The organism is Novosphingobium sp. TCA1, from assembly GCF_009811895.1.
Lineage (GTDB): Bacteria > Pseudomonadota > Alphaproteobacteria > Sphingomonadales > Sphingomonadaceae > Novosphingobium > Novosphingobium panipatense_A.
Genome location: NZ_BLJH01000001.1, coordinates 687272 through 709622 on the forward strand (window position 1 = coordinate 687272; position 22351 = coordinate 709622).

A 22351-nucleotide genomic window follows, 5' to 3' on the forward strand; every position below is an offset into this window, starting at 1 on the left:
GCGCTGTAGCCTTAAACTTTATTGCTTAAAATCATAGACTTGAAAATTTTTACATTTTCTCCCGGAAATGCGCCTCGCTCGCCCGTCAATAAAATATGCAAATGCTTATCAATAGCATTTCATATCGACATTCAGCACAGGGAGCGACATTGTGATCTCGGGGGGAAACAGGGGGCAGTCAGGGCACGTCCGAACGATTGCGGGAATTCTGCTGGCCACAGCTTCTACAGGGGTGCTGGCATGGCCGAACGTTGCGGCGGCGCAGACCGACAGGGCATACGCCGTTCGCAGCTTCGATATTCCGGCGCAGGCGCTCGACGAGGCGCTGATGGATCTCGGCAGTCAGTCCGGCCTTCAGGTCAGCATCAACGCTGCCGATCTGCAGGGCCAGCGCAGCACCGCCCTTCGCGGCCGGATGTCCACGCAGGATGCGCTGGCCCGTCTGCTGGCAGCGAGCGGCTTCACTTATCGCATCGAGGGCAACGTCGTCACGCTCGCCCGCCCGCGGCAGACCGCCGCCGATGTCCCCCCTGAAGCCGGAGTCGTGAACCTCGGCACCCTCAAGGTCGAGGGCCAGAGCATCGAGACCACCGCCGAGACCGGCGCCGAGCGGGACGCCCGCCGCAAGGATGCCGTCTACGACCAGGACATGTCCTCGGTCTACGCCGGCAAGGACGAAGTCGAGCGCTACAAGGGCGTCAACACCGCCGACGTGCTCAAGGGCATGGTCAATGTCTACAGCGGCGACGCCCGCAACGGCGGCGCCATCGATCCCAGCATTCGCGGCATTCAGGGTCCGGGCCGCGTGCCGGTCGTAATCGACGGCACCGAACAGGCGTTGACCGTCTGGCGCGGCTACAACGGCGCCAGCAACCGCAGCTACATCGACCCCAGCCTGATCTCGGGCGTGCAGGTCCTGAAAGGGCCGGTCTCGGCGCGCGGCGTCAACGGATCGACCGGCGGCGCGGTGGTCATCAACACCCTCGATGCCGATGACATCCTGCAACCGGGCCAGAGCTTCGGCTTCGAACTGCGCCTGGAGGGCGGCAACAACTCCACCAACCCGCGCCTGCCCACGCTGCTGACCGGGCAGAACTACAACGACGTGCCGGGCTTCCTGTGCGGAACCGGCGGCTCGCCCACGTTTCCCTACTGCGATTCCTCGCTACGCGTGAACTTGCGCACTTCGGACGACAACGAGAGCTTCTCCTTCGGCGACCGCGCGATCCGGCTGGCCGTGGCGGGCCGGGTCGGCGATCTCGACCTGATAGGCGCCTATGCCTTTCGCGAACGCGGCAATTACTTCTCGGGCAAGACCGGCGCGGGCTATTACCAGCAGGAAGGCCTGCCGCAGAACGCCGATACTTACGTGCGCATCCTCGGTCTCAACTACGAGCCCGGCAATGAAGTGCCCAACACCTCCAGCGAACTGGAATCGGTGCTGCTCAAGGCCACCTGGCACATCGCCGACGACCAGGCGCTCCAGTTCGGATTCCGCGACAGCCGCACCAGGTTCGGCGAAATCATGCCCTCGCGCATCATGACTACCGACGGCAATTACTTCGGCGATATCCAGTGGCCGCTGAGCAAGGTCCATGCGCAAGCCTACAACGCCGAGTACAAGTGGCAGCCCGGCAGCCGCTGGCTGGACCTCCGCCTGACCGGCTGGGCAACCGATACTGTCAGCGATACCTACAGTTCGGGGGGCTTCCCGAATTCGGCATCGATCGCAGATCCCATCATCATCAACAGCGCGATCATGAACGCGCACAACGACCGCTTCGGCTTCACCGCCAGCAACCAGTTCGCGCTCTCCGACACGCTCAGCTTCCTGCTCGAAGGCAACTGGCAGCATGAGAAACTGCGTTCGGACGACGAATATTCGGATGCCATCGCCAATGGCTGGCGGCAATTGCCGCGTGCCGGTCGGCGTGAGGAATACCGCATCCAGTTCAGCGGCGAATGGAAGCCGGCCCGCTTCCTCAAGCTGAACGCAGGGCTGGCCTATTCGGGGTACTGGGCGAAGGACGACTTCCTGCCGGAGTACATCGCACTGCAAGGCGGTTCGCTGGATCGGTACATGGCGCAAGGCTACGCCACCTCCTATCAGACCAACGAGTTCGGTGTCGCAGCCTACGAAGCTTCGCTGCGCGAGCGCTATGCAGGCAGCACGGCCAATCCCGCCACGATCGAGCGCGTGATCACCCAGGCCGTAGCGCGCTATGCACTCAATCCGACCGCCTTCGTATGGTCCCACACCGGTCCAGTCTGGGAAGCGGGTGCGGACGGCCGCTATAGCCGCGCAGACAACATCTGCCTGAACGGTTCGCTCGACAGCATTGCCAACTACGCAGCCGGTTCATGCACCGCCTCGGCACAGATTGCGGCCGTTTCGATTTCCGACGTCAAACGCCGGTCCGCCCATGGCTGGACGCCAACGGCTTCGGCCACCGTCTACTTCAGCGACAGCAGCCGCGCTTACGTGCGCTATGCGCAGGCCCTGCGCTTCCCCAGCATGTTCGAAAGCACGACCGGGTTCGCGGCTTCGATCAACCCGCTGGCGAACCTCAAGCCGGAGCGCATGCGCTCATGGGAAGCCGCCTTCATCCAGGACCTGCGCCCGCTGCTGGGCCTCGGCGGCGAGGATCAGCACGCCGACATCAAGCTCACCTGGTATCACAACACCACGCGCAACGTGATCGAGCGCAGTACGAACCTGATGTTTTCCAACCTCGACAAGCAGGTGATCGCCGGGTTCGAATTGCAGGCCCGGTTCGACAACGGCCACTTCTTCACCGACATCAGCGCCGGTCATATGACCACCAACAAGGCCTGCGACGAATCCATCGCCGCGCAGCTAGACCCTTCGCGCGGGCGCGTGCCGAACTGCGTGAAGTACGGGTTCCTTGCAGGGTTCCTGCTCACGCAGGCAACGCCCGAGGACACCGTGAACTGGACCATGGGCGGGCGCTTCCTCGATCGCCGTCTGGAAGTGGGCGGACGCCTCATCTGGTACAGCGCCTACGACAATCCGCAGCTTGCCGAATTTACGCAGGAGAACGACTGCGTGGGCGGCTGTGCGCTCAACATCCCCTATACCTGGGGCGAGATCGTCACGCTCGATGCCTACGCCAAGTTCCGCATCAACGCGCGCTTCAGCGCCGAACTGACCGGGCTCAACCTCAACAACCGCTATTATCTCGATCCCCTGTCCCGCTCCATGCTGCCCGCTCCGGGCAGGACGGTACGGCTCAGCCTGACAGGGAAGTTCTGAGCAAAATTTCAGGACCGCCGCCGCATCCAGCAATCCCGACAGACCCGGACAGCGACGGCGACCCTGGATGAATGCGCCTGAAGATCAGGCGCACCAACACGCAGGAGAAGTAGAATGAAATTTTCTCATCTCAAGGCTTTTGGTCTCTCCCTTGCAATTTCCGGCGCCATGGCGGGCGCTGCCAATGCTCAGGTCGTCGGTGAATCCAGCGATGCCACCAAAGTGAAGATCGGCGTCAGCACGGTATCCGCAGGCTCGATCCACGTTCCGGGACGCGTGGGCATCAACGTGCCCAGCATGCTGCCCACCCAGTACATCGACTTCCAGGGCCTCCAGGGCATCCTCGGCACCGATGCCAACGGCGTGACCAGCTTCGTCAACACGACCCAGGCCACCACCGACCATTCGAAGTACGGCCGCTTCGACTATGCCAAGGTCGGTTCCCAGGACGTCTACTACGGCGAATGGTCGCAGACCGGCAGCGCCACGGCAGGCGATCACACCGTCTATTACGGTGGCACCGGCGCCACTGCGGACGCCGGCGTCCCGACCAGCGGCACCGCCACTTATGCCGTCAAGGGCATCAGCAACTACGCGGGCAGCGGCGCCCAGCTGACCGGCAACTTCACCGCCAACTTCGGCGCCGGCACCCTCACCGGCTCGATCCAGAACGCCTCGCTGAAGGTGGACATCGGCACTGCCGATATCGTCGGCTCGCAGGTCGTCGGCCTTGGCACCGCCACGGCATCCAACGCCGCGACCAGCGCCACGCTGGCATCTGGCGGCGACGTGAGCGGCCAGTTCTTCGGCTCGGCCGCGCAGGCACTGGCAGGCGTCGCGACGTTCGCGGGCAGCCGCCAGTACGACACCGCGTTCGGCGGTTCGCAGTAACGGCCTGAACAGGGAGGCGGGGTTGGACCAATCCGGCACAAACGGTCCGCCCCGTCTTTCGGACGAGACATGACGCCTTACCCCGCATCCTTTCGGCTCCTCCTCTGCGCCAGCGCAGCGGCCATGCTGCTGCCCGCCCAAGCAGCGGCGCAAAGCGCGACCGATCAGGACACCCGCCTGCGCCTCGACCAGCAGGCAGACGTGCAGCAGCGCAAGGCCGAACGCGAGCGCCTGCAGGATGCCGAGGACTGGGACACTTTGCCCACCTCGCTGGAAGTGGACGGCACCACTTACGCCGTCGGCGACAATGTCGACGACATGGGCCGCGCGCTCTACATCGCGATCGGGCGCAAGCAGTGGCGCGACGTGCGCCGCTTCCTCGCCGCCTATCGCCGCTATGCGGACCACGACGCGATGCTGGTGCTCAGTGCCGAGGGTGCCCTGGCCCGCCAGGGCGGCAAGCTGGCCGAAGCCGAGCGCCATTACCGCGCGCTGCTCAGGCTCAGCCCCGATTTCATGCCCGCCCGGCTGGAACTGGCGCGCGTGCTGTTCGAGAACCGCAAGGACCGCGAGGCGAAGCGCGCCTTCGAAGATATCCGCCGTCTGCTCAGCGCGCAGGGCGACCAGACGCGCGGGGTTCTCGCCACCGTCGATGCCTTCCTCGGCGCCCTGAAACAGAGACGCGGCTGGCAGGGCAGTTTCGCGCTCGGCCCAAGTTACAGCAGCAACCTCAACCAGTCCTCTGCCAGCTATACCTGCCTGCTGGCCGCCCTCGACGGGTCCTGTCTGTTCGAGCGCAAGGTGCCCGATCCGATCCAGGCCATGGGCGTCAATTTCGAAGGCACCCTGGGCCGAACCCTGCCGCTTTCGGGCCACAACGCACTGCGGGCCAGCGCCCTGCTGTTCGGAGACATCTACCCGCAGCATCACAGCTATTCGCAGTCCACGTTGATGCTGCGGAGCGGCTATCAATACCAGTCCGCGCGCGATACCCTGACGCTGTCGCCATCGCTCGATCTCGGCACGTTCGGATCGGCGCTGCTCTACGAAGCGCCGGGCGGCAACGCCCTGTGGCAGCACGTCCTCTCGCCAAGGACCCTGCTGCGGATCGAAGCAAATTACCGTGACTACCGCTATCGCCAGCGCGTGTTCCGCTCTCAGGACGGGGCGCTGACCGACCTGAGCCTGACCGCCTGGTACGCCCCCTCCGCCGGCTGGAGCCTGTTCGCCGGGCCGGACTTCGCCAGCAAGGATGCGCCAGCGCAGGTCGATGCCTATCGCCAGTGGGGCGCGCGCCTGGGGGTAAACAAGACGTTCGGCACGGCGGCCAGCCTGCTGGTGATCGGCTCCTGGCGCCACCGCGACACCCGCGCCTTCAACGAAGTCTTCGCCGCCCGCCGCCGCGACGACCAGTACAACGCCACCGCCATCGCCCGCTTCCCCGCATTGCAATTCGCAAGGCTCGTTCCCGAACTCGTGCTCCAGCACACCCGTGTCGAGAGCACTATCGACTGGCTCTTTTCCTACCGCCGAACGAGCGCGAGCCTGCGCCTCAGCCGCTCTTTCTGAGATCACCAACCGACAGGAGACCATGATGACCATGACCATCACCGATCCCACCGAGAACGGCATCCGAAGCCGGGCCAAGCGCCTCAAGGCTGCCACCAGCCCCGTCCACGAAGGCGTGGATCGCGCGATCATGTCCGCGGCCTCCTTCGCCACGCTGGGCGGCTATCGGCAATTCCTGCGCATCCAGTACCTGTTCCACCGCGACGTCGAGGCGCTCTATGCCGATACCCGCCTGCGCGGTGCCTTCCCCGATCTCGCCGGCCGCTGCCGAATGGCTCACGTGATCGCGGACATGGAGGACCTCGGCCTAGACCTGCCCGCCTTCGAGGCCCCGGCCTTCACGCTCGACACTCCTGTCGATCTCGGCACCGCGCTGGGCTGGCTCTATGTTGCCGAGGGTTCCAACATGGGTGCCGCGCTGCTGCGCAAGGGAGCGCAGAAACTCGCGCTGACCGACACCTTCGGCGCCCGCCATCTCGCCCCGCCCGAAGAGGGCCCGGCCCCGCACTGGCGCGCTTTCACCGCCGCGCTCGACGCAGTGCCGCTTTCCGAAGCCGAAGAGGCGAAAGCCGAAGAAGGCGCCCTTGCCGCATTTGCGCGCGTCCAGGCCCATATCGATGCCCACATCGCCTGAGGTGACGAAAGCGGAAGCACCGGGCCTTCTGGAACGCGGACGCATCGCACGAAGTGCCTGGCTCGCGCTGGGCTTGACGCTTGTCGCGGTGGGTTTCGTCGGCATCTTCGTGCCGCTGCTGCCGACTACCGACTTCATGCTGCTGGCCCTGCCCTGCTTCGCGCGCTCGTCGCCGCGACTGGAGGGATGGCTGCTGAACCATCCCCGCTTCGGCCCCAGTCTCCGGGCATGGCGGCGGGAGCGCGCGGTGCCGCGCCATGCCAAGATCGCCGCCTGCATCGGCATGACGCTGGGCTTCGCGCTGTTCTGGCTCCACGTCCATCCCCGGCCGCTGACCGCCGCCGCGATCGGTGCCTTCATGTTGTTCTGGGCGTTCTGGCTCGTCAGACGCCCGGAGCCGCAAGCCGAGCCGGAAGCAGGTTCATGAAACCACAGCTTGTTCTTGCACCGACCTGCCCGGAAGCGCCCGACCTTGCTGCCGTGAGCGATATCGGCGGGCGCTACAGCGAAACCCCGGTGGCGTGGAGTTCCCGCCTCGTGGGCCTATCGGGAACGTTCTCCATCGCCGGGCTGACGGCATTCGCCTTGCTATTCACCTGGCAGGCCGTGAGGCCGATGCTCCCTCCCCCTTCTCGCCCGCTCGTGGTCGAGTTTCGTCCCCTCGCGGCACCTGCCGACCCAATCCGCGAATTGCCACCGGGTCCGGTGCAGGTGGAACGACAGGACAGCGAACCGCAGCCCGATCGGGACATCCCGCCACCGCCAATCGTGCTCAGCCAGACAGCATTCCCGCCGCCTGTCACCGCCAGGCCGCTCGATGTGGTAGATCCGGGCCCGCCGGTGCCACAAACGACCGCCCCCAAAAGCATCGCCGCCCCTACAGCCGAGCGCCTGTCCAGCGAAACCCGTCCCGACTGGGAGGCAGCGGTACTCGCCCATCTGGAACGCTTTCGCCGCTACCCACCCCGCGCCCGTGCAGCGCGTCAGCAAGGCGTCGTCCAAGTCCGTTTCACCATGGACCGCAGCGGCGCCGTGCTTGCCAGCGCAATCGTGCGAAAATCCGGCTTCTTCACCCTGGACCAGGCCGCACTCGACACGCTCCGCCGCGCACAACCGCTACCCGCGATTCCCAGCGGCCGGCCGGACACCGTGGAGCTGACCGTACCGATCCAATTTGAACTCGATTAAATCACTAAACAGCCGAATTCTCCAAAATAAAATGATCTTCTTAAGCGATTACCTTAAGCCTATTTACCCTCGATCATTCCACCACGGCAAAGCGCGTCGTTGCTTGAGCTTGCGAGTTCCCGCCTACCCATATGTCGAAGGTACTTCTATCCTGGATCCAGCTCTTCGTGGCGTCGCTCCAGTATCGAAGGTCTTCAGCACTTAACGTGAACTGCATCCGGCGGCTTTCTCCAGGCTTCAGCGTAACCCGTGCAAACTTCTTGAGCTGGCGCACCGGGCGTGAAGAGGTGCCCGTCCGCTGATGCAGGTAGAGTTGTGCCACTTCATCCCCCACTCTCGCCCCGGTGTTCCTGAGTACAAACGAAACGGTGACTGCCTCCCCGCGCTTGATTGCGGCGCGATCGACTTTCACGTCGTCATAGGCGAAGCTGGTGTAGCTCAGACCGTAGCCGAAAGGCCAGGTGGGGCTATTGTCTTCATTCCAGTAGCGCGTATCCGCACCCGCAGGCTGGTGGGAGGGCAAGAAGGAATAGGTATAAGGAGCCTGCGCCGCGCTGCCTATCCAACTGAAAGGGAGCTTTCCTCCCGGTACGGCGTCGCCCACGAGAAGATTGGCTACAGCGGTGCCACCCTCGCTGCCCGGATACCAGGCCTCCAGCAGAGCACCCGGCCGGGCATCTCCCAAGTTGAAAGGCCGAACGCCCATCAGGACCACGACGACCGGCTTGCCGGTGGCGATCGCCGCTTCCAGCAATTTCTGTTGCTCGCCAGGCAACGAGAGATCGGATCGCGAAGCGGATTCCCCTTCCATGTTCTGAGGTTCACCGAGCACCATGACCGTGACGTCCGAGGACTTTACCAGATCGAGCGCCTTGGCGAACTCGACCTTCTCGTCGACGGGCAGGCGGGGCTCGGGCTTGTTGATGTCATCGAAAAACGATCGGTTCTTGCGTGTGGGCCATGCCACGCCTGTGGCGTATTCGACCTTAGCCCCATCACCCAGTTTGGTGCGCAGCCCTTCCAATATGCTGATCGCCTTGGGACCGTTTGCCGGAAAGACCCAGGGTCCCAGCGTATCCTGCCCCGAAGCGGCCAAAGGCCCCAGCACGGCTATCGATTTCAGGGCCTTGCGATCCAGGGGCAAAAGACCCGCATCGTTCGTCAGCAATACCGCCGAACGCTCGGCGGCCAGCCGGGCAACGCGGCGATGTTCCGGGTCTTCGAGCACCTTTGCGGCCTTTGCCGGATCGACATAGGGATTTTCGAACAAGCCCATCCGAAACTTGGCTTCGAGCAAACGGCGGACCGCATCGTCGAGCACTTGTTCGTCCAGTTCTCCCTTGCGAACGGCATCGACAAGCCCAAGCATCGGCGATGGACCGCTGGGCACCGACATGGCCAGATCCATTCCCGCCTCCAGCGCACGGACAGCGGCCTGCTTCTGGTCAACGGCCATGCCTTGCGGCTCCAGCGAATTGACGCCATTGGCATCGCTTACCACGAAGCCTTTGAAACCCCATTCCTTGCGCAATATCTCCGTCAGCAGCCAGTGATTGGCTGCCGCCGGCACGCCGTTCAGCCCCATGTAGGCGCTCATGATGTTTCCTGCGCCGGCATCGATGGCGGCCTTGAACGGTGGCAGGTAGGTATTGCGCAGCTGGTTTTCGGATAAGTCCACCTCGTCGTAGTCCCGCCCACCCAGCGAGGCGCCATAGCCGACGAAATGCTTGGGTCCGGCGATCACATGGCCCGGTTCCCCTATGGCTTTCCCCTGAAAGCCGCGCACTTGCGCTGCGGCCATCGCGGAGCCGAGCACAGGATCTTCTCCAGCGCCTTCGACCATGCGCCCCCAGCGCGGATCCAGGGTGATGTCCACCATGGGGGCAAACGTCCAATGAATGCCGACCGCACGGGCTTCGGCAGCCGCCACCGCCTGCCCCTTCTCCGCAATATCGGGATCCCACGAGGCGGCGACACCGATCGGCACCGGCATGATCGTCCGCAGCCCATGGATCACATCGAAACCGAAAAGCAGAGGTATCTTCAGCCGCGTCTTCGTGACGGCGATGCGCTGGAGTTCGTTGATCCGCGCAGGATCGGTAACGAACAGCATCGCTCCCACGTCACCCTTCGCGATAGCCGTTTCAAGATCGACCCCCGTGGTATCCGCACCGGCGACGGTGGCACCGCCGAAGTCGAAGTACTGGACGAGTTGGCCCGCCTTCTCCTCCAGCGTCATGCGCGCCAAAAGCTCGTCGGCACGGGTCCCAGCTTCAGCGGTTGTCATCGACGCTCTCCTTTCGGCAGAATATGTTATCGACGGGAGAGTTGTGACACCGGCTGCAACGAGCGCAAGCGCCAGGGCGCAACGTGAAGTTCGCAAATTCTCTGCTCCCGGAAGTGATAGGCCTGGCCGATGCAAGGCCAGGGCAAAAGAGGTCTCGGATGATAAGGCGATCTTGAAGCTGCAAATCGCAGGGGCGCCACCGGACGATCTTTCGACCGCGCTATGATGACCGACCTGGAGCACCAGCTTTCATACCCGCACGCGTCATGCTGCACATTCCTTGCGGGGCAGGCCGGACATGCCGAACAGAAGGGCCGCCAGCGCGAGCGGTGAAGCCACGGCGCAGACGATCGAAATCGAAATTCCCAGGCGAGCCGGATCCGCGAACACGAGGTCGGTCACCAGCGCCACCGAAGTCGGGCCCAGGGTCGAGCCGATCAGATTGATCGCCAGCATGTAGATCACCGAGACTTGCGCGCGCATGCGGTTGGGGGTCAGCGACTGAAGCGTGGCCAAGCCGCCGCCGAAGTTGAAGCCTGCGAAGAAATTCATGCCGCCCACTCCCGCGAGCGCCAGAGCCGCCGTCGGCATCAGCGGAAAACCGATCGTCAGCGGGATCAGCGCCGTGAAGCCGACCACCGCCGCCAGAAGGTTGCCGTTGGGAATGCCCCGCTTCTGAAGCCAGCTTCCGGCAAAGCCGCCGCAGAGCGCACCGCTGGTTCCGCAGAAGAATACCATCCAGCCGTAAGACGAGCCGATCTGGGAAATCGACATGCCATAGGATCGCTCGAGGAATGCGGGTATCCATGCTCCTGTACCGTTGCCCACGAAAATCATGAGCGCGAAACCCAGGATGATGCCGAAGTAGGCCCGTCCATGCGTTGCCAGTTGGCGGAAGAGTTGCCCTACACCGGCGGCCGCTTCCTTGCCCCCTTCTTCCTCGGCTGTCCGGCTGCCGCTTGCGCGGCGAGCGGGTTCCCGTACCAGGAGCATGGCAAACGACAACATAGCCCCCGGAATGCCGAGGGCAAGAAAGATGATGTGCCAGCCTTTCATGTAACCAAGGATCGGCACGGAAATTTCAGAGGAAGGCGGCACCGCACCGGCGATCAGACCGCCAAGGATCAGCGCGCCCGCTCCGCCAAGATACACGCCCATGTTGTAGACGCCCATGGCCAGCGCCAGACGTTCCTTGGGAAAGTAGTCGGAAAGGATCGAATGGGCGGCCGGGCTCAATCCCCCTTCCCCGGTCCCGACCGCGACCCGGGCAGCGAAGAGGCCGCCGTAACTGCGGGCGATGCCGCAGGCCGCCGTGGCCAGGCTCCAGACGAAGATCGATACGACGATGATGTTGCGCCGGTTGGACCGATCCGCCAACCATGCCACGGGTATTCCGACAATGACGTAGAACAGGGTGAAACTCAGCCCGTAGAGCAGGCTCATCGCCGTATCGGAGGCGCCGAGATCCTCCTTGATCGGCTGGACCAGCAGTGCCAGCGCCTGGCGATCGACGAAGGCCAGGGTATAGGCCAGCATGAGCAATATCGCCGCGGTCCAGGCCTGACCGGTCGGGGGCCAGTCCCGCGAATCGCGATCTTGCTCCATCATCAAGGCGGCATCTTCAGCGATCCGCAGCATATTACCCTCTCCCCGCACGATTTTTGTTCTACGCGATGCCGTCCGCTTCACCCCTGGTGCGACCCGAAAGGCATGGACAAGCTTTTATTTAGCGCTACAATTACTGCCATGCTTCGGATTGTCAATGTCCTTCCCGGACAGGCGGTCGCCGGTCTCATTCTTGCCAATTCGCAGCCGGAACCTATGACGGGATGACTATGACAAGCGACACCACCACTCGCAAACGACGGCGCGGCGGCGGCGGCCCCACGATCGCCGAAGTGGCCGAGCTGGCGGGCGTATCGACGATGACGGTTTCCAACGTGCTGAACAATCGGCCCGTCGTCCACGCCGACACGCGTGACGCCGTGCTCAAGGCGGTGAAGGCGCTCAACTACACACCGAACAGCGCCGCGCGCGCCCTGGCCAGCGCCGCGACGCTGCGGATCGGGCTGGTTCACAGCGATGCCGAAAGCGCCCTGCTCAGTGCCATTCTGGTGGGCTCGCTCAAGGCCGCATCGCGGTTAGGCGCGCAGCTCATCATCAACAGCTATGATCCGGGCGATCCGGTCGGAGGGGTCGAAGCCTTTCTCAAAAGCGGACTGGACGGACTGCTATTGCCGCCTCCGCTTTGCGAAATGGTGAGCGCCGCCGGCATACCGGAACGCCACGATACGGCGATGATCGCCCTCGCTCCCGGCGGCGACCTGCGCAACATGGACTGCGTGCGGATCGACGACGAACAGGCCGCCTACGAAGTCACGCGTATCCTGCTGGAAAAGGGCCACCGCCGCATCGGTTTCGTGACCCTGCCCGGCGCACTGGTCGCCGTTTCCCGACTGCGCGGCTACCTTCGGGCACTTGGCGAGCAGGGCGTCATTCCCGACATGAGCCTGGTATGGGAAGCGCGCCCGACGTTCGATGCCGGGCTCGACCTGGCGCAGCGGGTGCTTATCGAGGACCGCCGCGTCACCGCCGTGATTGCCGGCAACGACGATATGGCCGCGGCTTTCGTGAACGTGGCTTTGCGCAACAACCTCTCCGTGCCCGGCGACGTTTCGATCATCGGCTTCGACGATACGCCGATCGCCGTGAAGATCTGGCCTGCTCTTACGACCGTGCGCCAGCCGCTCGCGCTCATTGCCGAAAAGGCGACCGAACGCCTTGTGACCATCCTTCGCGAGGAAGGCGGAAAAAGTGCCGTGGTCGAAGCCAGCTACGTGGACTTTACCGTGATCGAACGCAATTCGGTCGGCTGCGTGCCGCTGAAAGAGTAGGCGGCGGCGGACTTGCATCCGCCGCCGCCCGGCAACCGGCTCGGGAGGAGAAGGTCGAGCGGTTGCCTGCAGTTGTCATCTTACTCGGCGTCCGGTTGGCGGGACGGAACGGCAACCTGGAAGGCCTGCAGAGCGTTACAGGCCGCCGCCACTTCCGCGATGCGCGGGAAATCGAACCTTGCGCCGAACCGCCGCGCATTGCCGAGTTGAGGCACCAGGCAGATGTCTGCCAGCGTGACCTGAGCACCGAAGCAATAAGGGCCTTCATTCCCCGCGATCGTCGCGGAGAAGGCTTCGAGACCGGTTTCGATCACTTCGCGCGCCCAGTCCGTCACGCCTTCCTCGTTCAGACCGCGTGCGCGCAGCATGTCCAGCACCTTGAGATTCTGGAGCGGATGCACTTCGCAGGCGATCAACTGGGCGGCGGCACGGACTTTCGCCCGCGCCAGCGGATCTGCAGGAAGCAGCGGCGGATCGGGTCGGATCTCGTCGAGATATTCGCAGATGGCGAGGCTCTGGGTCAGCACCGTACCGTCGATCTCCAGGCTGGGTACGAGGCCCTGCGGGTTCAGCCGGAGGTATTCCGGCGCCCGCTGCTCGCCGGCGCGTAGCCGGTAGGTACGCCCACTCCAGTCCATCCCCTTGAGCGCGAGCGCTATGCGCACGCGCCAGGAGGACGAGGAACGCCAGAAGGTATGGAGAACCGGCTGCTCACGCACCGGCGGGCAGCCCTACCGTCACCACGGTATCGCTGAGGCCCGCAACCGAGATGACGATCTTGTCGCCCGGGACTACCGCACCCACACCGGCCGGGGTGCCGGTGTAAATCAGGTCGCCCGGTTCCAGGCGGTAGGCGTTCGAGAGGAAGGCGATAAGGTCCGCTACCGGGTGGATCAGCTCGGCAAGGTCTGCCTCCTGCTTGACTTCGCCATTCACCGTAAGGCGGATCGTGCCCTCGTTCAGCGGGCCGGTTTCAGCAATCGGATGGATCAGGCCGAGCGGAGAGGATTCCTCCACGTTCTTGCCCGCGTCCCAGGGGCGGCCCTTGGCCCGCGCTTCCAGCTGGAGGTCGCGGCGGGTCATGTCGAGCCCGGTGGCATAGCCGTAGACGTGGTCCAGGGCATCGGCCGCGGCGATGGCGCGCCCGCCCTTGCCGATCGCGACGACCAGTTCGGCCTCGTAATGGAAGTTTGCCGTCGACGGTGGGTAAGCCATGACCGACCCGCTGGGGATCACGGTCTCTGCCCATTTGGTGAAGTAGAACGGCGCCTCGCGGTCAACCTCGACGCCCATTTCCTTGGCGTGGTCGGCATAGTTGCGGCCGATGCAGAACACCCGGCGGACCGGATAGTCGTGACCGTCGCTGGTCTTCGCAAGGACGGGCGGCAGCGGGTCGAACAGATAGGTCAATGGTTGAACTCCCGGTAGAGATCGAGCTTCACTTGCGAAGCCTTGTCGGAATAGGCGAACAGGACCAGCTCGGACGCCGCGAGGAAGCGATGCGGCACCCAGGAGGGCACCACCACGACGTCCCTGGGCTTCAGCGCGATGGTTTCCTCGCCCAGCCGCAATTCGCCCGCGCCTTCGCAGACGACGAAGACGGTGCCGTCCGTCGCCTGCCGGGTGCGGCTCTCGAAACCGGCGGGCAGCAGCCGGACATGGGCCGAAATGGTGGAAAGCACCGGGCCGCCGTCTGCGGGGTTGGTGAACTCAAGGGCGTGGCCGAAGTGCGGGTCGATCTCGCCCCCGGTCGCCAGCGACTGGAGCGCGGGCCGCCAGTCGGCATAAGGATAGTGGAACAGCGGCCGTCCTGCCGGTCGCCGGTCCGCCGTGCTGCCGCGCATCGGGCGCATGTTGTGGCCGTAGCGCGCCAAAGTGTCGCCGGGCGCCGCCGTCTCGGGATGGGCCGCGGAGCCGAGGCGCTCCGCAAAGCTGGCATCGAACAGGCGCACGGTCGGAATGTCCAGGCCGTCCAGCCAGATCATCGGGGCATCGCCTGCATTGCCGTGATCGTGCCACTGATAGGCCGGCGTCAGCACCAGATCGAACTGCTCCATCACCGCCTTTTCGCCGTCGAGCGCGGTAAAGGCGCCCCTTCCCTCCATCACGAAGCGCAGCGCGTTCTGCGCGTGGCGGTGGCAAGGCGCCACTTCGCCGGGCAGGATAAGCTGGAGCCCCGCATAGAGGCTGGGCGTGATCGCCGCCTGACCCGTCAGGCCGGGATTCTCCATGACCAGCACCCGGCGCTCGGCCTGTTCGGCGCTGATGATGTCGCCGGCCCGCATCAGGAAGGCGCGCGTCTCCTCGTAGTCCCACCGCCATGGACGGGCGGGAGAGCGCGGCTCGGTCAGCACCAGCGCGTGAAGGCTTTCCCACAAGGGCTGAAGCCCTTGCGGCGCCATTGCGGCATAGAGCGCTTCAAGCTGCGATCGCTGGTCGTTGGCGCCTTCGGTCATGTCGCCCTCACCACTTCAGCTGTTCGAGGCCGCAGAACGGATCGACCGGGCTGACGCCGGTGAACGGCACCTCTCCCGTCAGGCGGCGGACCGTCTCACGCTGCACCGGCTCGATCGAACTATAGGCGTTCACGCTGGTCTGCATGTGCGGCGCATCGAACAGGTAATAGGGCTGGCCGAAGGAGACCATCAGCGTCGGGATTTCGCGCGAATACTGCGTCATCGCCTTGCGGTTGTTGCCGTGCAGCTTCGCGAAATCGAGGAAGATGCGCGAGGCGCTGGGCGTGGCCTCCTGACCGACCAGATAGAGGACGAGGTCGGTATCCTCACGCGTGGGCATCGTCTCGGGATCGAACCTGCGCACCTCGAAACCGCGCTGTTCCAGCTCGGCAAACACAGGGCCGTAGCCGCGATCGAGCGAGCCGTCCCAGAAACTGAAGCCTTCCTCCTCGATCACCACGACCCGGCGGTGCTTCGCCGGATCGAGCGGCAGCAGGTCCTGAACGTCCTTGACCAGGGTGACGCTCTGCCCGGACGCGGCACGGGCCGTTTCGAGGTCTGCGGAGGCCTGAAGCGCCTCCTGCATCTCGGCAAGCGGCATCAGCCGCTCAGAAGGCTCGCGCAAGTGCAGCCCCAGCCGCGCCTTGAGCGTGAGGATGCGCGTGACCGCTTCCTCCAGCCGCGCTTCGGAGAGGAGGCCCTTGCGCAGGCCGTCCAGCATGAAGCCGTAGTCCCGTTCCGGCGCGCGGCTGAACAGGAAGATGTCGCAGCCGTTCTCGATCACGGTCGGCACCGTCTCGGCGCGCTCCATCCAGCCCGTCAGTCCGCCCATGCCGGTAGCGTCGGAGATGATCAGGCCCTTGAAGCCCAGCTCGCCGCGCAGCAGGTCGTGGTTGAGCAGCCGCGAGACGGTGGCGGGCTGGAACGCCTCGCGGCCGGCATCCGGCATGCGCGAGCGAATATAGGCGGGAAAGGCGATATGCGCGGACATCACCGTCATCACCCCGTCCCGGATCAGCGTTCCGTAGATGCGGCCGTAGAGCGCATGCCACTCCTCCACCGAGAGCGGGTTGACACTGGTGACGAGGTGCTGGTCGCGCTCGTCGAAACCGTCGCCCGGCCAGTGCTTGAGGCAGGCGGCCACGCCCTCTTCCTGAAGGACACGGGCATAGGCACGGGCCTGCGCCAATACGCGCTCGGGATCCGATCCGAAGGAACGCGTGCCCACGATAGCGCTGCGGAACGCCTCGTTGATGTCCACCACCGGCCCGAACGACCAGTCGTAGCCGAGCACTCTGCTCTCGCGCGCGACAAGACGGGCGATGGACTCTGTCGTGGCGAGATCGTCGCAAGCGGCCAGGCCCATGATATTGGGTACGGCAGTGGCGAAGGGATAGCTGATGGTGCCGCCCTCGATGTCGCCGGTGAAGATCGGCGGCACGCTGGCGCTTTCCACCGCGAACATCGTCGCATCGCGGAAGGCCGCGAGGTCCGGCCGGGGAAAGCGGTTGATGCCGCCCGGCTTCAGCGCCAGCAGCGGGGCCAGTTCCTCGCGGCTGTCCTGCGAGGTGGAGAAGACGAAGAGCTGGCCGACCTTCTCCTCGGTGCTCATCGCATCTCGGGTGCGCTCAACCCAGGCCTGGGCCTGGGCATCGATGGCGAGGGGGTCGACGGTATCGGTATCAGTCATGAATGGTTCCCGAAGTCACGGCCACGGGGCCGCGCTTGAAAGGGGCAAAGCGGGCGCGGGCGGCAGCGAGGCGGCGGCGCATATCGTCCAGCACTTCCGGGTGCCGGTCGGCCACGCTGTAGTTCTCCGAGCCATCGGCGCTGAGATCGTAGAGTTGGGGGTACTTGGGATCCGTGGGCCTGAAACCGGCCAGGAAATAGTCGCCGGAAACATATTTCCAGCGCTGCGTGCGGATCGCCACCGGGTCTTCATTATTGAACAGGACGAGTTCCTCGTGGGGAGACTGCTGCGCGCCGCCGAACAGGACGGGCGAAATGTCCTTGCCGTCCAGTTCCGCAGCAGGAAGAGCGACACCGGCCAAGGCGCAGCAGGTGGGGAGAAAGTCTATGGCCATGGCGATCGCATCGCTGTGGCCGGATGCGGAGATGGAGCCGGGACACCAGGCGATCAGCGGCACCTTGCTGGCGCCGTCGTAACCGCCGCCGCCCTTGCGTTGGCGCAGGGGGCCGCTGGAACCTTCGTACCAGGGCCCGTTGTCGGAAGTGAAGAGCACCAGCGTGTCCCGCTCGATCTTGAGCTTGCGGAGCAGTGCCAGGATACGACCGACCTTGTCGTCCACCTCTTCGACGGAATCGCCATAGGCCCCTGCGTTCGAGCGACCGGCGAAGGGCGCAGGCGGATGGCAGGGCAAGTGCGGCGCACTCAGCGCCAGTTCCACGAAAAACGGCCGCGCGGCGTTCTCGGTGATGAACTTCTCCGCCTCCTCGCAGAAGATCTGCTGGAGCGGCGTGATTTCGGTGGGAGTCTGGACGGCCTCTTTCCCCGCCTCTGCACGCACGAGGACCAGCGGGCTCATGTCATGGCTATAGGGGATGCCCACGAAGCGGTCGAAACCGTGGCGGGTGGGCAGCCAGTCCGGTCCGCGATGGCCCAGGTGCCACTTGCCGAACAGGCCGGTCGCATAACCGGCGGGCTTCAGGGCTTCGGCAATGGTCACTTCGGACTGCGGCAGGACACGGTCGTCGTTGTAGAGGATGACCTTGTCGCCCAGCCCGGTTCGTACGGGATAGCGGCCGGTGAGCAGTCCTGCGCGCGATGGCGTACACAAGTTGGCGGCGGCATAGAACTGGGAGAAGGTCAGCCCCTCACGCGCCATGGCATCGATGTTCGGCGTGGCGATACCGCGAGCGCCGGTCATTCCCAGATCGCCATAGCCCAGATCGTCGCAGAGGATCACGACGACGTTGCGCGGGCGGCGCCTTTCCGCAGCCATGGCGGCAGGGGCCGAACAGGCTGCGGCCGCTACGGCGCTCGATGCCAGAAACTTGCGTCGGTCCAAGGAACGATCCTTCAAGAAGCGGCCGGGCGATAACGCCCGGCCCAAGGTGGGTCTCAGAAACGGGCGCCGAAGGTCGCACCGAAGTAGCGGCTGGAGTCCTTGTTGTAGGTTCCGACCAGATCGTAGGGATTGGCCGTGGTGGACATCAGCGAGTTGTGGCCGATGCTGGTCAGGTAGTTGGTGTCGAACAGGTTCTTCACGAAGACCGAAAGGCTGTAGCGCTTGTCGGGCGTGGCGACGCCGACCGTGGCATCTACCAGCGTGTAGGACGGCTGGCGGGTCAGCGGGTCCAGCTCCGACGTGAAGTACTGCGCGCTGGTGAAGTTCACGCCCAGTTGTGCGAAGGCGCTGAACTTGTCGCCTTCGTAATCATAGCGCGGCGACAGGGTAACGCGCCAGTCGGGGCTTGCCTGGAGCGGACGATTGCGCAGGTTCTGCTGCGGCGTCGCACCGGGGGCCGTGCGGTAGCACATGTTGATCGGCGTACCGGTCATCACCGGCGCGGCGGCTTGCAGCTGCAATGGGCAGTTCAGGCCATCGATGTTGATGCGCGACTGCGCGTACGTGACGCCCGCGTTGACCGAGAACGAGTCCGACGGACGCATGGTCGCTTCGATCTCGAAGCCCCGGCTGCGCGAGGAACCGGCATTGGTGGTGACGAACTGGATGACGCCGGTGGTCGGGTCGGAACGGTTGGCCTGGACCTGAAGGTTCGAATAATCCGCCTGGAACAGCGCGGCCGAGAAGGTCAGCGTGCGATCCGCCGTGCTGCCCTTGAAGCCGATTTCATAGGCATTGACGTGCTCGGGCTGGATTGCATTCTGGTTGGCGAGATCGGCCGAGATTTCCATCTCGTACCCCAGGCCCTTGTAGCCACGCGTGTATGTCGCATAGACCTGTGCATTGCGGCTGAATTCGTACTGCAAACCGGCCTTGCCGGTAACGGCGGTGTCGTGGGCCGAGAAGCTGCCGCTGGTGCTGGCATTGCCGGGGAACACGTTATCTCCGGCGACGATCGGCGCAGTGCGGGTGCCGCTATTGGTGCCCTTCTCGTATTGCACGCGAATGCCGCCGATCGCGCGGAGCCCGCCGACGATGCCATAGTCCGCCTGGCCGAACGCGGCGATGCTGTCCTGCTTCAGGCGAATGCGGCTTTGGGCAGACTGCCACACGATGTTGGTGAGAGCGCAAGGCTGGCCGACGATGCCGGTGGTGCAGCGGGCCCGGCGGCGGTCGAAGGGCCGCAGGATGTCGCTGTGCATGTAGAAGGCACCAACGACGTAGTTCAGGTCCGACTTGCCGTTATTGGCAATGCGCAGTTCCTGCGACCAAGCGCTCAGATCGACGATGCCGTGATTCTGGTTCCAGAAAGTATAAGGCGCGAAGGCGGCACTGCCCAAGTAGAGCGGCGAAGTGGCATTGATGCGGTCGATCGGCTGGTTCACTTCCAGATCGTACTTCTGGTAGGCCGTGATCGAGGTGATCGAGGCAGCGCCGAGGTCCCAGTCCGCCTGTAGCGAGTAAGTCTGCGACTTGCTGTTGGCGTAAGTGTCGGTGTCTTCGTTGATCGTGCGGTTCTTGCGGCTGGCGTCGATCGGGCCGACGACTTGCTGGAGCACCGGGTTGACGATGGAGATCAGCGTCGAGGCGCAGCAGTCCGCATCGGTCTTCTTGTATTCCCCGGCCAGCAGGAACGTCAGGTTGGGCGTGGCTTCCCACTCCAACTTCCCGCGCACGCCCCAGCTCTTCGAGCCATTCACCCACTTGTCGGTGCCGATGTTGCGGGTCACGCCCTGGACATCGCTGTAGAAGCCCGAGACGCGGGCCCGCAGGGTATCGGTGATCGGGCCGGAGACGGTCCCCCGCGCGCGGTATTCGTTATGCTCGGCGATCGTGATTTCGCCCTTGCCCTCGAACGTGTCGGAAGGGCGCGCGGTCGTCACGCTGATGACGCCGGCGGAAGCGTTCTTGCCGAACAGCGTGCCCTGCGGGCCGCGCAGCACTTCGATGCGCTCGATGTCGGCCAGTTCCGAAAAGCCCTGGGCCGAACGCACCGCGACGACGCCATCGACGACCACCGAAACCGAGGATTCAACGCCCTGGCCGAACAGCGCGGTGCCGACGCCGCGAATGCGGAAGCTGGTATTGGTAGGATTGGCGCCCTGCTGGAACGAGAGCGAGGGGATGGCGGTAACGAGCGAGGTCGTATCGTTGATCTGGCGGGCGGCCAGCGCGTCCGCGCTCACGGCGGTGACCGCCAGCGGAACATCCTGAAGGCGCTCGGCGCGCTTCTGCGCGGTAACGACGATATCGCCGGGCATGGTGCCGTCGGGCGCGACTGCATCCTGCGCCATGGCCGGTGCGGTCCAGAGAAGCGCGACGCCGAGCGCGGTAACGGAAACGGTAGACGCACCGAGAATGGTTTTCAGAGACATGTTTTCCCCTCCACTTGGGCTCCCGGCATCTTTGACGTCCAATTCTCCTGGAAGTCCGCACCGGGTTCGAATCACCTGATTCATGTAACGCTAAACTCCACGCTGGGCGGACCTGTCAACGATTTATTTTACCGCTAATATTGCCGCTCTGCTTGTGACTGCCGCGAAAACGGCACATTTCCTCATGTTGCCGTCCAATGGCACTAACGAAGAACTGCTGGGCGTGTCCTCCGCGCCACAGCTGCAACTGACGCGCCTGAAAAACCCGATTGACATCGAGGTCTACTCTTGCTGTTTTAGCGTTAAATATCGGCCGCAGAAATAATGCGGACCACATCAAATGGAGGGGATCGTGAGGGAACAGTGCGAGAGCGATGGTCGTCAGTGGCCTTCGCCGAAAAGGGCGTGGTTCGCTGCCGGAATGCTGGCAGTGGCGAACACCCTGGCCTTCGTGGACCGACAGGCACTTGCCCTCCTCGTCCAGCCGATCAAGGAAGATCTGCAGACCTCCGACACGGCGATGAGCCTGCTCTACGGCCTCAGTTTCACGATGTTCTACGTACTGGTTGGAATTCCGGTAGCGCGGCTGGCGGACCGCGCCAACCGCCGCAACATCGTGGCCGGTGCCGTCTTCATCTGGAGCATCGCCACGGTCCTCTGCGGCCTTGCTCGCAGCTTCGGCACGCTGTTCGTGGCGCGGATCGGCGTCGGCGCCGGTGAAGGCGGCCTCAGCCCCGCCGCCTATTCGATCCTGGCCGACTACTTCCCCAAGGAACGCCTGGCCGCCGCCATGGGCGTCTACCAGATGGGTATCTACGTCGGCGGGGCCGCCGCTCTCCTGCTCGGCGGCTTTCTCGCAAGCGTCGTTCCGCCGGGCAGCGTGGTCCTGCTGCCGGTGATCGGCGCGGTGAAAGGCTGGCATCTGGTTTTCCTGATGCTCGGCATCCCCGGCATCGTGCTCTCCGGCGCCATGCTGCTGGTACGCGAGCCCGCCCGCATGGGCCTCAACGGCACCGCCGCTGCGGCCAGCCCGCCGTTCTCCGAACTGGCCGCCCATATCGCTCGCCACTGGCAGGCCTATCTGGGCATCAGCTGCGGCTTTGCGCTGATGATCCTGGTCGGTAATGCCACCGGCGCCTGGATCCCCGCCTTCCTCGAACGAAAGTACGGCCTGACGACTGCTGAAATCGGCGGGATCTATGGTACCATAACCGCAGTGTGCGGCGTGAGCGGCACGCTGGCAGGTGGCTTCGCGGCCGCCGCGCTGCGCCGCCGCGGGGTCGAACGCGCCAACCTTATGGTCGCCTTGTTCGGTTTCTCGGCACTGATCCCGGTCACCACGCTCTTCCCGCAGGCTGCCGAGGCGTCGCTGGCGCTGACGCTGATCGGGGCGATGAACTTCCTGGCCGGGTTCAATTTCGGCGGCGGCCTGGCCGCGCTTCAGGAGATCACGCCCAACCGGATGCGTGCATCGATATCGGCCGGCTACATGCTGATGGTGAACCTGATCGGCGCCGCCGGCGGCCCCTTCGCGATCGCGCTGGTCACCGACTACTGGTACGGCGATCCCGCCGCCCTGCCCAATGCCATCACCATCGTCTGCGCCGTGGCCTCGCCGCTGTCGGTGGCTGCGCTGCTGCTGGGCCTGAGGGGTTACGGCCGTGCCATTGCCGGCAAGAACTGAGACTGCTTTC

At 64.5% G+C, this 22351-nt stretch carries 16 protein-coding genes; 8 read left to right on the forward strand and 8 right to left on the reverse strand.

The features are described 5' to 3' along the window. Positions 1-232 precede the first annotated feature (232 nt). From NTCA1_RS03205 to NTCA1_RS03230, 6 genes are all read left to right on the forward strand, one after another. The gene (locus NTCA1_RS03205; protein WP_236549063.1) at positions 233-3274 is read left to right on the forward strand and encodes a TonB-dependent receptor; all 3042 of its coding nucleotides are present in this window, start codon (positions 233-235) and stop codon (positions 3272-3274) included. A gap of 114 nt (positions 3275-3388) precedes the next feature. Then, the gene (locus tag NTCA1_RS03210; RefSeq protein ID WP_236549064.1) at positions 3389-4165 is read left to right on the forward strand and encodes a Slam-dependent surface lipoprotein; all 777 of its coding nucleotides are present in this window, start codon (positions 3389-3391) and stop codon (positions 4163-4165) included. A 69-nt stretch (positions 4166-4234) separates the two neighbouring features. Continuing rightward, on the forward strand, positions 4235-5734 hold the full coding sequence (locus tag NTCA1_RS03215; protein ID WP_236549065.1) for a porin family protein: 1500 nt from the start codon (positions 4235-4237) through the stop codon (positions 5732-5734). Positions 5735-5759: 25 nt separating this feature from the next. Then, positions 5760-6368, forward strand: a complete 609-nt coding sequence (locus NTCA1_RS03220; RefSeq protein WP_236549066.1) for a biliverdin-producing heme oxygenase — start codon at positions 5760-5762, stop codon at positions 6366-6368. Next, positions 6352-6795, forward strand: a complete 444-nt coding sequence (locus NTCA1_RS03225; protein WP_159828179.1) for a YbaN family protein — start codon at positions 6352-6354, stop codon at positions 6793-6795. The genes NTCA1_RS03220 and NTCA1_RS03225 overlap by 17 nt, the downstream gene beginning before the upstream one ends. Further along, on the forward strand, positions 6792-7556 hold the full coding sequence (locus NTCA1_RS03230; RefSeq protein ID WP_159828181.1) for an energy transducer TonB: 765 nt from the start codon (positions 6792-6794) through the stop codon (positions 7554-7556). The genes NTCA1_RS03225 and NTCA1_RS03230 overlap by 4 nt, the downstream gene beginning before the upstream one ends. Positions 7557-7629: 73 nt before the next feature. On the opposite strand, the gene NTCA1_RS03235 is transcribed toward NTCA1_RS03230, so the two are convergent. Together NTCA1_RS03235 and NTCA1_RS03240 are read right to left on the reverse strand one after the other, a co-directional pair. Further along, complete coding sequence (locus tag NTCA1_RS03235; protein WP_236549067.1) at positions 7630-9795, reverse strand: glycoside hydrolase family 3 N-terminal domain-containing protein; 2166 nt, start codon at positions 9793-9795, stop codon at positions 7630-7632. A 312-nt stretch (positions 9796-10107) separates the two neighbouring features. Further along, on the reverse strand, positions 10108-11481 hold the full coding sequence (locus NTCA1_RS03240) for an MFS transporter (protein WP_236549068.1): 1374 nt from the start codon (positions 11479-11481) through the stop codon (positions 10108-10110). 191 nt (positions 11482-11672) lie between these two features. On the opposite strand from NTCA1_RS03240, the gene NTCA1_RS03245 reads away from it, so the two are divergent. Next, entirely contained in the window at positions 11673-12737 is a 1065-nt protein-coding gene (locus tag NTCA1_RS03245; protein WP_236549069.1) for a LacI family DNA-binding transcriptional regulator, read from the forward strand. Between the two features lie 80 nt (positions 12738-12817). Here the strand turns inward: NTCA1_RS03245 and maiA are convergent, their stop codons facing one another. Genes maiA through NTCA1_RS03275 form a run of 6 tightly spaced genes read right to left on the reverse strand, consistent with a single transcriptional unit; the run spans position 12818 to position 20657 of the window. Next, the gene (gene maiA, locus NTCA1_RS03250; RefSeq protein WP_086491002.1) at positions 12818-13456 is read right to left on the reverse strand and encodes a maleylacetoacetate isomerase; all 639 of its coding nucleotides are present in this window, start codon (positions 13454-13456) and stop codon (positions 12818-12820) included. Further along, entirely contained in the window at positions 13449-14147 is a 699-nt protein-coding gene (locus NTCA1_RS03255) for a fumarylacetoacetate hydrolase family protein (protein ID WP_086491001.1), read from the reverse strand. The genes maiA and NTCA1_RS03255 overlap by 8 nt, the downstream gene beginning before the upstream one ends. Further along, positions 14144-15193, reverse strand: coding sequence for a gentisate 1,2-dioxygenase (gtdA, locus tag NTCA1_RS03260; RefSeq protein WP_159828183.1), 1050 nt, complete (start codon positions 15191-15193; stop codon positions 14144-14146). The genes NTCA1_RS03255 and gtdA overlap by 4 nt, the downstream gene beginning before the upstream one ends. A gap of 7 nt (positions 15194-15200) precedes the next feature. Continuing rightward, positions 15201-16883: a glycoside hydrolase family 3 protein gene (locus NTCA1_RS03265; protein WP_159828185.1), complete on the reverse strand. Its 1683-nt coding sequence runs from the start codon at positions 16881-16883 to the stop codon at positions 15201-15203. Then, a complete protein-coding gene (locus NTCA1_RS03270; protein WP_236549070.1) occupies positions 16876-18222 on the reverse strand; it encodes a sulfatase in 1347 nt (448 codons plus the stop codon). Before NTCA1_RS03270 ends, NTCA1_RS03265 begins: the two co-directional genes overlap by 8 nt. Positions 18223-18275: 53 nt before the next feature. Beyond that, on the reverse strand, positions 18276-20657 hold the full coding sequence (locus tag NTCA1_RS03275; RefSeq protein WP_159828186.1) for a TonB-dependent receptor: 2382 nt from the start codon (positions 20655-20657) through the stop codon (positions 18276-18278). Positions 20658-21009: 352 nt separating this feature from the next. On the opposite strand from NTCA1_RS03275, the gene NTCA1_RS03280 reads away from it, so the two are divergent. Continuing rightward, positions 21010-22341 (forward strand): MFS transporter, encoded by a 1332-nt coding sequence (locus NTCA1_RS03280; RefSeq protein WP_236549071.1) that lies wholly within the window; start codon positions 21010-21012, stop codon positions 22339-22341. Positions 22342-22351 lie beyond the last annotated feature (10 nt).

Bases quoted from the DNA above. Each gene is read 5' to 3' on its own strand.
- NTCA1_RS03230 (WP_159828181.1), top strand. From the start codon at position 6,792: ATGAAACCACAGCTTGTTCTTGCACCGACCTGCCCGGAAGCGCCCGAC.
- NTCA1_RS03275 (WP_159828186.1), bottom strand. From the start codon at position 20,657: ATGTCTCTGAAAACCATTCTCGGTGCGTCTACCGTTTCCGTTACCGCG.
- NTCA1_RS03240 (WP_236549068.1), bottom strand. From the start codon at position 11,481: ATGCTGCGGATCGCTGAAGATGCCGCCTTGATGATGGAGCAAGATCGC.
- NTCA1_RS03265 (WP_159828185.1), bottom strand. From the start codon at position 16,883: ATGACTGATACCGATACCGTCGACCCCCTCGCCATCGATGCCCAGGCC.
- NTCA1_RS03210 (WP_236549064.1), top strand. From the start codon at position 3,389: ATGAAATTTTCTCATCTCAAGGCTTTTGGTCTCTCCCTTGCAATTTCC.
- gtdA (WP_159828183.1), bottom strand. From the start codon at position 15,193: ATGACCGAAGGCGCCAACGACCAGCGATCGCAGCTTGAAGCGCTCTAT.
- NTCA1_RS03220 (WP_236549066.1), top strand. From the start codon at position 5,760: ATGACCATGACCATCACCGATCCCACCGAGAACGGCATCCGAAGCCGG.
- NTCA1_RS03215 (WP_236549065.1), top strand. From the start codon at position 4,235: ATGACGCCTTACCCCGCATCCTTTCGGCTCCTCCTCTGCGCCAGCGCA.
- NTCA1_RS03225 (WP_159828179.1), top strand. From the start codon at position 6,352: ATGCCCACATCGCCTGAGGTGACGAAAGCGGAAGCACCGGGCCTTCTG.
- NTCA1_RS03245 (WP_236549069.1), top strand. From the start codon at position 11,673: ATGACTATGACAAGCGACACCACCACTCGCAAACGACGGCGCGGCGGC.
- NTCA1_RS03235 (WP_236549067.1), bottom strand. From the start codon at position 9,795: ATGACGCTGGAGGAGAAGGCGGGCCAACTCGTCCAGTACTTCGACTTC.